This is a genomic window from Streptomyces sp. IBSNAI002, assembly GCF_052244475.1.
Taxonomy (GTDB): Bacteria; Actinomycetota; Actinomycetes; order Streptomycetales; family Streptomycetaceae; genus Streptomyces.
The window spans coordinates 7465335-7479085 of the sequence record NZ_JBQPXG010000002.1; the positions used below are offsets into that span (position 1 = coordinate 7465335).

At 73.3% G+C, this 13751-nt stretch carries 14 protein-coding genes and 1 pseudogene; 4 read left to right on the forward strand and 11 right to left on the reverse strand.

Translation table 11 applies throughout. The features are described from left to right. Position 1: 1 nt before the first annotated feature. The 7 genes and pseudogenes from ACTVZO_RS34630 to rpmG all read right to left on the reverse strand — a co-directional run bounded on the left by ACTVZO_RS34630 (position 2) and on the right by rpmG (position 5484). Positions 2-1198: an aminotransferase class V-fold PLP-dependent enzyme gene (locus ACTVZO_RS34630; protein ID WP_443303364.1), complete on the reverse strand. Its 1197-nt coding sequence runs from the start codon at positions 1196-1198 to the stop codon at positions 2-4. A gap of 1 nt (position 1199) precedes the next feature. Further along, positions 1200-2522, reverse strand: coding sequence for a pyridoxal-phosphate dependent enzyme (locus ACTVZO_RS34635; protein WP_443302091.1), 1323 nt, complete (start codon positions 2520-2522; stop codon positions 1200-1202). Then, positions 2519-4036, reverse strand: coding sequence for a Y4yA family PLP-dependent enzyme (locus tag ACTVZO_RS34640; RefSeq protein ID WP_443302092.1), 1518 nt, complete (start codon positions 4034-4036; stop codon positions 2519-2521). The genes ACTVZO_RS34635 and ACTVZO_RS34640 overlap by 4 nt, the downstream gene beginning before the upstream one ends. Before the next feature lie 150 nt (positions 4037-4186). Next, positions 4187-4423, reverse strand: a complete 237-nt coding sequence (gene rpsR / locus ACTVZO_RS34645; protein ID WP_443302093.1) for a 30S ribosomal protein S18 — start codon at positions 4421-4423, stop codon at positions 4187-4189. Between the two features lie 45 nt (positions 4424-4468). Further along, a pseudogene (locus ACTVZO_RS34650) lies at positions 4469-5043 on the reverse strand (GTP-binding protein). Next, on the reverse strand, positions 5040-5288 hold the full coding sequence (locus ACTVZO_RS34655; protein WP_443302094.1) for a type B 50S ribosomal protein L31: 249 nt from the start codon (positions 5286-5288) through the stop codon (positions 5040-5042). Before ACTVZO_RS34655 ends, ACTVZO_RS34650 begins: the two are co-directional and overlap by 4 nt. A gap of 31 nt (positions 5289-5319) precedes the next feature. Then, positions 5320-5484 carry a 50S ribosomal protein L33 gene (gene rpmG, locus ACTVZO_RS34660; protein WP_133895600.1) on the reverse strand — a complete coding sequence of 55 codons (165 nt, stop codon included), beginning with the start codon at positions 5482-5484 and terminating at the stop codon, positions 5320-5322. 69 nt (positions 5485-5553) lie between these two features. Between rpmG and rpmB the strand changes: the two genes are divergently transcribed. Together rpmB and rpsN are read left to right on the forward strand one after the other, a co-directional pair. Then, positions 5554-5790: a 50S ribosomal protein L28 gene (rpmB, locus tag ACTVZO_RS34665; protein WP_443302095.1), complete on the forward strand. Its 237-nt coding sequence runs from the start codon at positions 5554-5556 to the stop codon at positions 5788-5790. Then, positions 5790-6095, forward strand: a complete 306-nt coding sequence (rpsN, locus tag ACTVZO_RS34670) for a 30S ribosomal protein S14 (RefSeq protein ID WP_443302096.1) — start codon at positions 5790-5792, stop codon at positions 6093-6095. Before rpmB ends, rpsN begins: the two co-directional genes overlap by 1 nt. A 62-nt stretch (positions 6096-6157) precedes the next feature. Here the strand turns inward: rpsN and ACTVZO_RS34675 are convergent, their stop codons facing one another. Together ACTVZO_RS34675 and ACTVZO_RS34680 are read right to left on the reverse strand one after the other, a co-directional pair. Beyond that, complete coding sequence (locus tag ACTVZO_RS34675) at positions 6158-8545, reverse strand: polysaccharide lyase 8 family protein (protein WP_443302097.1); 2388 nt, start codon at positions 8543-8545, stop codon at positions 6158-6160. 237 nt (positions 8546-8782) lie between these two features. Next, entirely contained in the window at positions 8783-10039 is a 1257-nt protein-coding gene (locus ACTVZO_RS34680) for a Gfo/Idh/MocA family protein (RefSeq protein ID WP_443302098.1), read from the reverse strand. Between the two features lie 186 nt (positions 10040-10225). Between ACTVZO_RS34680 and ACTVZO_RS34685 the strand changes: the two genes are divergently transcribed. Further along, positions 10226-10795: a phytase gene (locus ACTVZO_RS34685; RefSeq protein WP_443302099.1), complete on the forward strand. Its 570-nt coding sequence runs from the start codon at positions 10226-10228 to the stop codon at positions 10793-10795. A 6-nt stretch (positions 10796-10801) separates the two neighbouring features. Here ACTVZO_RS34685 and ACTVZO_RS34690 read toward each other — a convergent pair whose 3' ends face one another. Continuing rightward, positions 10802-11614 (reverse strand): hypothetical protein, encoded by an 813-nt coding sequence (locus ACTVZO_RS34690; RefSeq protein ID WP_443302100.1) that lies wholly within the window; start codon positions 11612-11614, stop codon positions 10802-10804. Positions 11615-11867: 253 nt separating this feature from the next. Between ACTVZO_RS34690 and ACTVZO_RS34695 the strand changes: the two genes are divergently transcribed. Beyond that, positions 11868-12974 (forward strand): carboxylate-amine ligase, encoded by a 1107-nt coding sequence (locus tag ACTVZO_RS34695; protein WP_443303365.1) that lies wholly within the window; start codon positions 11868-11870, stop codon positions 12972-12974. Positions 12975-13001: 27 nt separating this feature from the next. On the opposite strand, the gene ACTVZO_RS34700 is transcribed toward ACTVZO_RS34695, so the two are convergent. Continuing rightward, positions 13002-13742: a carbonic anhydrase gene (locus ACTVZO_RS34700; RefSeq protein WP_443302101.1), complete on the reverse strand. Its 741-nt coding sequence runs from the start codon at positions 13740-13742 to the stop codon at positions 13002-13004. Positions 13743-13751 lie beyond the last annotated feature (9 nt).

The following is a 13751-nucleotide window of genomic DNA, read 5'->3' on the forward strand; positions in this document are numbered from 1 at the left end:
ATCATTGCAGACTAGCCAGCACGGTGAGCAACTCTTCCACCTCTTCAGGCGTGTTGTGCACGTGCAGGCTCACCCGTACCGAGGACTCCCGGTCGCCCGCTTGGCAGTGGCCGTCGGAGCGCACCATGAAACCGCGGCTGAACAGGATGAACCCGAGGTCCTGGGCGCCGATCTCGTGGTGCCGGAAGGTGACGATGCTCCGCCGCCGCTGTACCTCGGACGCGGTCGCCAGACTCGAACGGCAGCCGAGCACCTCGTACGCGGGCAGCCGGCCGAGCCCGTCCGTCAACAAAGAGGTCAGCGCCACGGTCCAGCGCTCGATGCGGTCGGTCCCGGCGGCGTCCAGCCAGTCCAGGGCCGCCGCCAGGGAGGCGATGCCCACCGTGTTGGGCGTGCCGCTCCAGCCGCCCGGCCGGAAGGCCGGCCCCCGCAGGTCGCGCGCCCAGACCGCGCCGGTACCGGGCAGGGCGAGGGCCTTGTGCCCGGAGAAGACCACGAAGTCCACGTCGAGCCCGGCCACCGAGACCGGGAGGTGGCCGAGGCTCTGGGCGGCGTCCAGGCAGATCGGCACGTCGGGCCCGACCACCTGCCGGATCCGGTGCACGTTCATGTCGGCCCCGTACACGTGGTGCACGTGCGTGGCGGCGACGAAGCGGGTGCGCGGGCCCAGGATCCCGGCGAGGGCCGCCGGGTCGTAGTCCCCGGAGCCCGCCTGGCAGGGCAGTTCCCGCACCCGGATCCGGACCCCCTGACGGGCCAGCAGCTCCCGCGCCTCCAGCCACGGCGCCAGGTTCGCCTCGTGGTCGGAGAACGGGACGACGATCTCGTCCCCGTCCGCCAGCAGTCCGGGCAGCCACTCCCGTGCGACGGTGCGCAGTCCGTCCGTGGCCCCGGTGGTGAAGTGCACCGAGGACCGGTCCGGAAACGGATCGCCGAGGAACTCCCTGACCCGGTCGCGGGCGCGCTCCACCAGCGCGGTGGTCGTATTGGCCCAGGGGTACGAGCCCCGGCCCGCGTTGGCGTTCGACGTCGTGAGGTAGCCGTGCACGGCGTCCAGGACGGCCTGCGGCTTCTGTGCCGTGGCCGCGCTGTCCAGATAGGCCAGGCCGGGATGGCCCGTGATGATCGGGAACTGGGCGCGCAGCCCGCGCTGCCACGAGGCCAGCTCCGCGATCTCCCCGGCGGGGTCGGCCGCCACCTCAGTCACGCACCAGAGGCGCTCCGGCGTCCCGCCAGGCCACGATGCCGCCGGCGAGACTGCGTACGTCCGGGTGGCCCATGCGCGTCAGCAGGGCCGCGTACCGGGTGGACTTCTCGCCGACCGGGCAGGTCAGCAGCACCGGCTGCCGGGTGCCGAAGGGCATTCCGCCGCGCAGGAGTTCGTCGAAGAGCTCGTCGACGATGTTGACGGCGCCGTCGATGTGCAGGGCGGCGTACGCGAACGGGCCGCGGAGGTCGATCACCAGCGGGCGCCGCTCCTCGATCCACTTCTGGGCCTCGGCGACCTCGATGACGGCGGCCGAGCGCACCTCGGCCTCGGTCAGCGTGGTCACCGAGTTCTTCGCCGGCGGCCTGCCGAGCAGCTCCGGACGGCGCTGCCGCACATAGCCGAGGTAGCTCTCCGCCCGGTCGCAGACGATGAACACGGCCGTCCTGCGCCCGCCGGCCGACGGGGTGTCCAGCGGCCGGAGATGGCGCACGGCCCCGAGGTAGGCGGCCCCGCCGGTGGGCCCGGCGAGCAGCCCGCAGCGGCGCATCAGCGTGACCATCCCGTCGATGGCCTCGTCCGAGCTGACGCCCTCGATCGCGTCGTAGGCGGCGGGGTCGAAGAGCCCGACCTGCTGTACCTCGTCGAAGGTGCGGATGCCCGGGATGAAATCGGACTTCTCCCCGACCAGCCCGACGACCCGCACCGCCGGATCGTGGGCGCGCAGGGCGCGGGCCACCCCCGTGGACGAACCGGCCGTGCCCACGCACGCGACGAACCAGTCCGGAGCCCGGCCGTCCAGATCGGCGATGATCTCCGGTCCGGTGCCCTGCGCGTGCGCCTCGGCGTTCAACGGGTTGAAGTACTGATCGGTGTGCAGGAGGGCGCTGTCCGGGTGGCTGAGCCGCTGGTGGAACCGGGTCAGCGGGTCCTCGGTGTCGGTCGGGTCGAGGCATTCGCTCTGCCCCGGCAGCTCTTCGATCTCGGCGCCCAGCAGCAGGAGCAGGTCCTTGATCTCCGGGATGCGCATCCGGTTCGTGACGCTCTTGAACGGCAGCCCGTGCAGCCCCGCGATCAGGGCCAGGGCCTTGGCGGTGTTTCCGCTGGACAGCTCGACGACCGTCGCGGCCTTCGCCCGGGCCCCGTCGAGCGCGGAGCGGGCCATGTGCCACGCCGCGCGGTCCTTCAGCGAGCCGAAGGGGTTGAGCATCTCCAGCTTGGCGTAGAGGTCGATGTGGCGCAGGCCGTGCACGGCCGGGTCGATACGGACCAGCGGGGTGTTGCCGATGGCCTCGGTGATGCTGTCGTACCTCATGTCCGCCGTCCCCCCGTGGCTGTGACCGGCCAGTACTCCTCGTCGAGGCACCAAGTCCAGCTCCCTCTCCCCTCCCCGGAGTCCTCCTGCCGGACGGCGATCTTTCGGGCCACGGGCTGCTGTTGGGCCCGGGTCGCGGTGAAGTCCATGCAGTAGCCTGCGGTGTTGGCGAAGGCGAGCAGGTCGCCCGGTCGCGGCAGCCGGGGCAGGAACACCATGCGGCGGGTGATCAGGTCCGCTTCGAGGCAGAGGTTCCCCATGAGGTACACGCCCACCGGCCCGGCAGTCGCCCCGGCAGACGGCCCGCCAGCCGGCCCGGCAGACCGCCCGGGGAGCTCGCCGCGGGGGAGCAGCACGGGGTCCATGAGCACGCCGTGGTCCTCGAGGCCCACGTCCCCCGCGTTCAGGGCGAGCCGTACGAGGTGCTCTCCGGACCCGCCGGCCCGCACCTCCTGCACCCTCCCGAGCGTCAGGCCGCACTGGTCGGCCAGCGCCCGGCCGGGTTCGGCGTACAGGTCGTACATGCTCTCCAGCAGCAGCGTGCCGAACGGGCGGCCGAGACCGGGCGCGGGACGGGACAGGAGCTCGTCGAGGTAGGCGGCGCCGGCGACGGGGCGATGGGCCGGATAGAGGCCGAGGGATCCCCGGAGCGTGCCCTTCTCCGCGCGCAGTCCGTAGCCGTGGCCGCCCCAGGTGAGGGGCGGGCGCCGGCCCATGACGGCGTGCGTGAGCTCGGTGGTGTATCGGTCCCACTGCGCGGCGTGCGCCAGGTAGTTGACGCCGAAGCCGCCGCCCACGTCGACCACGCGCGGCGCGAACCCCCGGATCTGCAGTTCCTCCATCGCCCGAAGGCACCCTTCGAGCGCCGTCGCCTTCTCGTCCAGGCTCGTGGTGTCGAGGTGGTAGCCCACGCCGATCGGCTCCAGCGCGTCCTGGTGGCGTTCGAGTACGCCGAGCAGGTCGCTGAGCGACTTCACGGCCGTGCCGAACCGGCTGCGGCGCGACAGCATCCGGGTGCCTGAGGTCTCGAACTCGGACAGCCGCAGGATCACGCGCAGGCGGGGCAGCCCGAACGCGCCGACGATCCGGGCCGCTTCCTCCAGCTCGGCCGCCCCGTCGGCGTTGACGACGGCCCCGCTGCGCGCGGCCAGCCAGAGCGTCTCGGCGTCCTTGGGCCCGGTCACCACGATGCGGTCCCCGGTGAATCCCGAGCCCAGCGCGTGCCTCAACTCGCCGAGGGAGGCTGCGTCGAGGGCGGCGTCGGTCGTGGTGAGGTGCCGGACCAGGGCGCGGGACCGGCTGGCCTTGTGCGCGAAGCAGACCCGGCCGCCGAGGTGGTGGCGGCGCAGGACGGAGCCGAATCGCGCCACGTTCTCGGCGAACTCCTGGGGGAGTACGAGGTTGAGCGGTGATCCGAGCCCGTCCACGAGTCCGTGCAGGAAGGGGGCCGCATCCAGCAAGGACGTCAGCCGCGGTGCCAGCCGCGGTTCCAGGTACAGAGGTGCGTTGCTCATCCCAGCTGTTCCTCCCCGACGAGGAATACGTACCGGTTTCGGCAAACGGTCATACGACCGTAACCCGCGCGGGCCCCTTTGGGCCCTCCCCGGCGGGCGAGGGACTGCTTCGCGACGCCCGACGGCCGAATCAGGACGGTCGGGACGGCCCTACCTGGCGGCGTAGGGGAGCAGGGCCATCTCACGGGCGTTCTTGATCGCCGCGGCGAGCCGGCGCTGCTGCCGGGCCGTGACGCGGGTGACCCGCCGGCTGCGGATCTTCCCGCGGTCGGAGACGAACTTCCGCAGCAGGTCGGTGTCCTTGTAGTCGATGTAGGTGATCTCCGCCGCGTCCAGCGGGTTGGGACGGGAGGCGGCGGGCTTGCGGGGCGTGATGCGTCGGGCCATGGGGAGTCCTGAACCTGTGAAGTGTGAGGGGTGGTTGTGGGCGGCCTACGGGAGGGGGGCCAGGAGGGAGTCGAAGGTGGCGGGCAGGCGCTTCCAGCCCTCGCGCCCCGCGGTGAACTCGGCGTCCGTCAGCAGGCAGGAGTCCAGCAGCCGCTCCAGCCCCTCGCGGTCGAGGCCGGGCGAGGTGAACACCAGGTGCTGGCAGCAGTCGCCGTGCTCGGGGTGCCAGCCGATCGCTGCGGCCGCCCGCCGCACCGGCGGCACCATCTCCCAGGCCGCGTCCGGGAGGGAGGCCAGCCAGGGGCCGCTGTCCTCCACGCAGAGCGCGCCGCCCGCGGCGTCCCACGCGAGCCGGGTCGGCCCGCCGTCGGCGAGCCGCCACAGCTCGGGGACCAGGTCCTCGCGCAGCGCGCAGCAGGCGCAGTCGTTGACGAGCGGTGCCTCACCGGACCCGAGCGTCCCGGAGGCGTCGCGCACGGTGCGCAGGACGGTGCCCCGGGCCGCCGTGGAGAGGTCGTGGTGCAGGGCCACGCTGCCGGGACCGTGGCGAGCAGCCGTTCCACGGTGGCACGGCGGGCATCGGAGTGCAGCCCGCCGACGATGACGACGGGCAGGGTCACGCCGGGCTCCCGTACCGCCGCTGGAAGCGCTCGACGCGTCCTGCGGTGTCCAGGACGCGGGCCGTGCCGGTGTAGAAGGGGTGGCTCTGCGAGGAGATCTCGACGTCGACGACGGGGTAGGTGTGGCCGTCCTCCCATTCCACCGTCTTGTCGCTGGTGGCGGTGGACCGGGTGAGGAAGGCGAAGTCGGCGGCCTTGTCGCGGAAGACGACGGGGCCGTAGACGGGGTGGATTCCGGGCTTCACGGGGGTGTCCTTCTGGGTGGTGGGGCGGGGCTCAGCGCTCTTCGCGGAAGTCGACGTGCCGGCGGACCACCGGGTCGAACTTGCGCAGCACCATGCGGTCCGGGTCGCTGCGCCGGTTCTTGCGGGTGACGTAGGTGTAGCCGGTGCCCGCGGTGGAGCGGAGCTTGACGATCGGGCGTACTTCGTTGCGTGCCATGCCGCTACTATACGGGAATGGAAATCATTTCCAATAACTCTTCCGCTTCAAAGAGAGGCAGGTAACACCGTGTCCGCCCACTGCCAGCTGACCGGCGCCCAGCCGGGCTTCGGCAACCGCATCTCCCACTCCCACCGGCGCACCCCGCGCCGCTTCGACCCCAACATCCAGCGCAAGCGCTACTGGCTGCCGAGCGAAGGACGGCACGTCCGCCTCACCCTCAGCGCGCGGGCGGTCAAGACCGTCGACGTGATCGGTGTCGAGGCGGCGGTGGCCCGGATCCGGGCCCGGGGGGTGAAGGTCTGATGGCGAAGAAGAGCAAGATCGCACGCAACGAGCGGCGCAAGGCGACCGTCGAGCGCTACGCCGCCCGGCGCGCCGGGCTGAAGGAGGTCCTGCGCCGGCCCTCCTCGACGGAAGCCGAACGCGGCGCCGCGCTGTACGAGCTGCGCAGGCAGCCGCGCGACGCCAGCGCGACCCGGGTGCGCAACCGCGACAGCGTGGACGGCCGCCCCCGCGGCCACCTGCGCAGGTTCGGGCTCTCCCGGGTCCGGATGCGCGAGCAGGCCCACGCCGGCTTCCTCCCCGGGGTCACCAAGTCGTCTTGGTAGGCCCCCCGCCCAGCCCCAGCCCCAGCCCAGCCCCGGACGGGGGCCGGGGCGGACCGGGCCGGTCAGGCCAGCGCCACCCTGACCCTCTGGGTGGCGCCGGCCTGCCCGGTGAGGTCCGCGAAGGTCAGGGTGAGCGCGGATCCGGTGGTGGCCGAGGAGACCGTGGACGGCCGGGAGAGCACGGACGCGACCGGGCGGTTCCACGTCACGGTGAGGCCGGTCTGCATGCGCATCGGGTCGCAGACGCACAGGGTCGCCGTGCCGTCGCCGTGCTCCCGCACCAGGACGCACGCGGGCCTGTCCGCGGCGAGCGTGCCGACCGTCCCGGCGAACCAGAAGTTGACGGCGGTGACACCGAGCGAGGCCACCCGGACGCCCTGCTGGTCGTTGTCGTTGGCCAGCACCGTCAGCCAGCCGCTGTCGGCGGCCCGGGCGGCGGTGGCGGCCGTACCGGCCCCCGGCATCAGGATCCAGGCGCAGGCTGCGTCCACCGGGTCGACGCCGTGGTCGAACCACAGCGTCACGTACCGGCGGGTGACCGGGTCCGTGGTGCCGCCGGTGTTGATGTCGTGCCAGGAACCGGTCCGGGCCTCGCGCCGCGCCTTCACCGTGGCCCCGCCCGGGAACACGTACCCGCCGTGGCCCGCGATCTGCGCCCAGCCGGTTCCGGTGAGCGTCGCCGACCAGCCGAGGGCGGTGGACTGGGCGGCGCCGTTCACCGTGAGGGCCTGGGTGCCGGCGGCCCCCAGATTGCGGTTCTCGACGACGGTCTCGACCGTCGTGCCGTCCGTGCTGCGCACGGCCCCCGCCAGGCAGACGATCGAATCGGCCAGGCAGAACCAGGACTTCTTCGCGTACAGCGTGCTGGACAGTCCGCGGACGAACTGGCCGATGGCCGCGAACTCCCCGTCCGTGGCGCCGCCGACCCAGCTGACGTCCGGCCTCGGCAGCCCCCAGGCGCCGCCCTCCGCGTCCGCGAGCACCTTCCGGGTGACGGTGGTCCCCGGCAGCCGGTACGGGTCCACGGTCGGCCAGAACGCGTCGGTGTACTGGCCGTTGGCGTACGTGTCCCCCCACCACTGGAGCATGCCGGCACCGGCGTGCCAGCCGCGCAGGTTCTCCCCGTTGCCGGTCTCGTAGAGGCCCATCCGCTTCGAGGCCATGCTGATCGAAGCGGCCCAGCCGGGCCGGCGGTGGACCGCCCGGTCCATGCTGGGGAAGAGCCGGTGCCCGGTGGGTTCGGCGAGGGCGCTGACAGCGTTGTCATCCTGTACGGCCTTGAGCCTGGCCAGCGCCGCGACGCTCAGGTCGGTGTCGCCCAGCACCGGGCTGTAGTAGTCGCGCTGCATCCATCCCTTCACGAGCCCGCGCCAGCGCTGGTTCTCCGTCCCGCTCGCGGCGGTGCCCAGCAGGGCGACGGCCGCGAGCACGCCGTGGCCGCGGCCGTGGTCGCCGCCCTGGAATCCGTACGGGGTGCTCCGCGGGTTGCCCCGGCTGGTGGAGCGCCCGGAAACGGCGTCCATCATCAGGCCGTTGAACAGGAACGGTGCGTAGGACTTCTCCACCGAGTCGAGCACGAGCTGCCGCCTGGGATCGGTGACCGCCCAGGTCGAACCGCTGAGCAGGGAGAAGAGCCCGGCCAGGCCGCTGAGCAGCACCGCGCCGTAGGAGCCGGTGTAGGACAGGTAGGTGTGCTGGACGAAGGAGCCGTCCGCGTAGAAGCCGTCTCCGCTGGTGACGAGGGGGAACACGGGGGAGAGGGCGTCGCGGGCCAGCGCGACCTTGGCCGCGTGCCTGCCGAGGACGCCGCGCAGGGCCAGCGACCGGCACAGGTCCACCCGGTTGGCGCCGGTGCTGGTGCCGGTGTAGGCGGCGACCGAGGAGTCCGGGACGAAGCGGTCGACGGCCGCGAGGTGGTCGGCGAGCCGGGCGGCGGGGAGCTGGTCGTGGAGGAGGACGCTGATGTCCAGCAGCAGCTGGGGCGAACCGATCTGGAAGTCCCACCAGTTGCCGAACTGGCTCTTCGCCGGGTTGTACGCCTGCTGGTAGAGGTGGTCGAGACCGGTGCCGATCTCGGCGGCGAGCGCCGCGCTGCCGGTCAGGCCCGTGCCCGGCTGGGCGTACGCCTGGGCCATGGTGGCCAGCCGGGCGTAACTGCCGGTGATCGAGCCGGAGACGGTCAGCGGCAGATCCGGCCAGAGCGACCCGCTGACGGCCGCCATGGTCGCGCGGTGTTCGGCGGCCTGTGTGCCCAGCAGCGCGAGCTTTCCGGCGAAGGGCTCGGCCGCCGGATCGAACCCGCTGCCCAGCAGCATCCCGCGCCACCTGAGGCGCAGGGTGTCGTACTCGTCGGCCACTGCGGACGCGGATGCGGTACCGGTCGACGGGGCGGCGCCGACCGCGGACATTCCGGCCAGCAGGAAGGAACGGCGTGACCACGGGAGGGGCATGGAGCCTCCAGGGCTGGGGCGCGGGCCGGCTCGCCGCACGGCGGGCCGGCCCGCGCGCACGTCTGCGCAGCGGGAGGCGGCCGCTCGGCGGTGAGGCGGTGACGCGCGGGGGAGCGGGGTGGGAGGGGGCGCCCGCTGATCGGTTTGTAGCATGCGCGCGAAATATCGTTCAAGAGGTGCGTAAGAATGGATCGTTCCTACGCCTGAGCGATCACATTGACCGATTGATCGGATCGTTCACGTTCGGATGTGCACAACGGCGCTTCCCCGTCGGGCGCGTTCGGCGGCCAGTACCGTCAGATGGCTGGTGAGCGACTCCCGCGGGCCGGACTTGACCAGGCCCGGGTCCCCGGTGGCGACGGCGGAGACGAACGCGTCCATCAGGCCCGCGTCGCCGCCCCCGTGGCCGCCGGAGGCGTCCATCGACCCCTCGGAGCCGAGCCCGATGACCTCCTCGGTGCGGGTCAGGAAGTCGTAGAGCCGCAACTCCCTCCCGTCCCCCCTCAGTTCCCCGCGCGTGCCGAAGATCCGGGTCTGGCGGTCCGCGGACTCGGTGAAGGCGGTCATCGTGAAGGTGGCCGTGGCCCCGGAGTCGAACTCCATGGCCACCACCTGATGGTCGACCACGTCGTTGTCGCAGGCGTACACGCAGCGTCCGTACGGCCCTTCGCGCAGCGCCCTCTCCAGGGCGTCCGGGGTGAACTCGTCGACCACCACGTTCAGCGGCCAGCCGTGCCGGCCGCCGGCGAGCCGGTCGCCGTACTCGCGGGCCGCGGAATAAGGGCAGGTGTCCTCCACGGCACAGTCCAGGCACCGGTCGGCGGCGCCCGCGGGCTTGAGCTCGGGCCGGAAGTGGGAGAGGCGTCCGAAGCTGGAGACGCGTACGGGCGGCCGGCCCAGCACGTACTGCAGCCAGTCCAGGTCGTGGCAGGACTTCGCCATCAGCATCGAGGTGGCCTCGTCCTCGCGGCGCCAGTTGCCGCGCACGAAGGAGTGGGCCTGGTGCCAGAACCCGACCGGCTCCAGGTGCTGGACGCTGAGGACGTCGCCGACCCGGCCCGAGTCGAGCACGTCCTTCAGCGCCCGCGTGTACGGGGTGTACCGCAGGACGTGGCCGACGGAGAGGATCACCCCCGCCTCCTCGACGGCGGCCACGATCCGCCGGCACTCCTCCTCGGTCAGGGCCATCGGCTTCTCGAGCATGATGTGGTAGCCGATAGCGGCGAACGCCAGCACCGGCTCGAGGTGTTCGCGGTCCAGCGTGCAGATCAGCACCGCGTCCGCGACGCGGCCGCGGGCCGCCAGCGTCCGCCAGTCGTCCACCACCGCCCCGGCGTCCAGACCGTGGGCGGCCGCGAACCGCTCCCGCCGCACCGCACGCGGCTCGGCCACGGCCACGACCGACGCCCGCTCGGGGTGGGCCAGGGCCCAGGCCGCGTGACGGGTTCCGCGGTTCCCGGCACCGACGACGGCAAGAGTGACTCCGACGGGCATCGGTCCCGCCTTCCCTGGGTAGGCGACGTCCGGACGCAGACGCTAGCGACTGCGGAACACCGCGACAAGACGACCTGCCCGGTCCGCCGGGCCGCGCCGCCGACCGGTTCAACTCGCGTTCACGCGCCGCTCGCCGAGTCTCCCTAGCCTCCCTGTGTCCCGTACACAGAGTGGAAGGAGAACCCGGTGCCCTTCACCGTTTCCGTCCGTACCGCCGTCCTGCCCGCCGCGGCGCTGGCCGCCCTGGCCATACCGGCCGCGCCCGCGCAGGCGGCCGCCGCCTCCGTCACCGCCACCGTGGAGACCGCACCGGTCTCGCACAGCGGGGACGCCGCCGACGATCCGGCGATCTGGGTCCACCCGACCGACCCCGCCAGGTCCGTGGTCGTCGCCACGGACAAGAAGGGCGCACTGGAGGTCTACGACCTGTCCGGCACCCGGATCCAGCGGATCAACGGCGATCACGGAAACAACGTCGACCTGCGCGGCGACATCGTGGTCTCCGCCGACGACGACTTCACCGTCTACGACCGCACCACCCGCGCCTACCTCGGCCGCTTCTCCGTCGCCGGCGGCGCCGCGGCCGACGACTGCGAGGACACCGACGGCATCGACGCCACGGCCGCCAACCTCGGACCCGCCTTCCCGCAGGGCGTGTTCATCTGCCAGGACGGCTCCAACGGCGCTCCGGGCACCAGCGGGAACCAGAACTTCAAGCTCGTCCCGCTCCAGCGCATCACCGCGCTCTTCCGCTGACGGGGGTCAGCGGATCGGCTGCCGGGTCTCCGTGCGCACCTTCAGGGTGGTCTCGGCGACCTTGGCCAGGTCCACGGCCTTCGGATCCTGCTGAACGGTCTCCGGAGCGACGAAGCCGACCGACGCGCCGGTGTTCTCGTCCGCCCAGGCGCACATCGGCAGGGTGCTCCTCGTGCCCTCCTGGGTCATCGTCAGAACCTGGCAGGAGACGGTGATCCCGGAGCCGGCCGGGGTGATCTCCCGGGCCGGGACCGCCAGGGTCGCGCCCTTCGCGTCCGCGGCGCCGGCCAGCATCTTCTCGCGGGCCGTCGCCGGATCCTTGAACTGGCCGTACATCCCCGAGAAGACGAGGGCGCTGACACCCTTGCGGGACTCGGCGGTGTACTGGCCGACCGCCGGCTCGGGGTTGCGGATCTTCGGGTCGTAGGCGCCCTTCAGCGCTGCCGCGCCCTCCGACTGCGACAGGTCCTCGACCAGCTCGTACTCGCCGTCCAGCAGCGTCTGCGGCACGGTGAGCCGGTACTCGGCCTCGGGGAATCCGGACCCGCCCGACAGGCCTCCGGCCCCGGCGATCCGGCTCACCGCGAAGGCGAGGACACCCAGCCCGGCCAGCGAGGCCGCGACGATCCCGACCACCAGGCCCGTCCGGTTCCTGCGCGGAGGCGGCGGGTACGGCGGCTGCCCGGGGTACGGGTACGGGTACGGGTACTGCTGGGGGTGAGGCTGCTGGTACGGGGGCTGGAACTGCGGCTGGTACTGCGGCTGGTGCTGCGGGGGTCCGTACGGGCCCGGGGGCTGCTGCGGCGGTGGCGTGCTCATCCACCGAACGCTACTCGAACCCCCGAACGGCCCTCCGGGGGAGGGGCGGCGCCCCCGCGTGACCGGCTGGCCGCTCTGGGTGACCCCGCGCAGGTGGCGGGCCCGCGAGCGCTCGACGGCCGGGTATGGAGGAGACTGAGGAGGGCATACGCCTCCCACGACGGCGGCCGGGCGCAGAAGGCGCGGGAGCCGGGCGGGCGGGGGTGCCAGCCGGTCGCACGTCCGACGACGGAAGCGGGGAGCCGTGCTCACCATGGGAGTCGAGGAGGAGTTCTTCCTCGCGGACGTCCGCACGCGGGCGCCGGTGCCCCGCGCGCCGCAGGTGCTCGGGGCGCTCGCCGCGGAGCTGGGGGACCAGGCCCAGGCCGAGTTCTACACCTCCCAGCTCGAGGTCTGCACCCGGCCCGTCCGCACCGGCACCGAGCTGCGCGAGCAGCTGGCCGCCCTGCGGAGCACGGCCGGCCGCGCCGCGGGCGAGGCGGGATGCCTGCTGGTGGGCACCGGCACGGCCGTGGTCCCGCCGGAGGATCCCGTACCGGTGACCGACTGCCCCCGCTACCGGCGCATGGCCGGCGCCTACCGCGCGGTCGTCGACGGCAGACTCGGCGCGGTCTGCGGCTGCCACGTCCACATCGGCACCCTCGACCACGCCCGGGCCCTGGACCTGGCCAACCGGGTCCGCCCGTACCTCCCCGCGCTCCAGGCGCTCGCGGTGAACTCGCCGTTCGCCGGCGGGCTGGAGAGCGGCTTCGCCGGCTGGCGCTCGGTGGAGTTCGGCCGCTGGCCGACGGCGGGGCCCGCGCCGCTGCTGGACCCGGCCGGCTACGAGACCACCGCGGACGCCCTGGTGAACTCGGGCGTCATCCTCGACCGGGGGATGATCTACTGGTTCGCCCGCCCGTCCGAGCACGTGCCCACCCTCGAGATCCGGATCGCGGACGTCAGCGCCGACCTGGACACCACCGTGCTGCTGGCCCTGCTGATCCGGGGCCTGTGCACCACCATGACGGCCGAGGCGGACGCCGGGCCCGCGCCCGAGGTCCCCGTCGCGCGGCTGCGGGCGGCCCACCGCTTCGCGGCCCGCTACGGCCACCACGGCGAGGGACTCGACCCGCTCACCGGCGACACCGTGCCCGCCCACGCCCTGACCACCGCACTGCTGCGCCGCGCCGAGCCCGGGCTGGCGGCGACCGGCGACCTCGCCGAGGCCGAGAGCCTCCTCGGCGACCTGTGCAGGCGGGGCACGGGCGCGGAACGCCAGCGCGCGGTGTACCGGCGTACGGGCAGCCTGCACGCGGTGGTCGACGACCTGGCGGCCGCCACCACGCCGGACCTGCGCCGCGAGCCGGCGTGGCGGTAGGGCCCGGCACGATCCGAAAGAGACGGCCTAGGCGAGCGTGCGGACCCGCTGGTCGGTGAGCTCGTAGCGGGCGGCGACCACGGCCAGTTCGCCGGCGGCCACCTTCGCGGCGAGGTCCGGTTCGGCCGCCAGGCGCGTGCGGACGCCGCGTACGTGGGCGTCGACCGTGGCGTCGACGCGGGCCTCGCCGTACCGGCCGCGGTCGATGGACGGCCGTATCTGCTCGGCCAGGTACCGGATGTGGGCGGGGAGCGGCTCACCCGTCTCATCGGCGTGGACGGCGGCGGCGACGGCTCCGCACGACTGGTGGGCCAGTACGAGGACCAGGGGTACGCCCAGTTCCAGGACCCCGTAGGCGATGCTGCCCAGCACGGCCTCGTCGAGCACCTCACCGGCGGACCGGACGGTCAGCAGGTCGCCCAGTCCCTGGTCGAACACGAGCTCCGGGGGCACCCGGGAGTCCACACAGCCCAGCACGATCGCGAACGGGTGCTGCCCCGGGGTCAGCCGGCGGCGCAGGGCGGCGGACTCGTGCGGGTGCCGCTGCCGCCGCCTGCGCCAGCGGTCGTTGCCCTCCGCCAGCCGGCGCAGTGCCTGAGCGGGAGTCGCCGGACGGTCCGCGGGCGCCTCCTCCGGGGCGGCGGAGGCGGGGAACGCCGGACCGAGGGCCAGACCCGCTCCGGCGGCCGCGGTGCCCGCCACGGCGGAGCGCAGGAGGGTGCGTCGGCTGGGCGGGTGGGCGGCGGGTCTCCGCGCGTTCGCATACATGCCCGGACC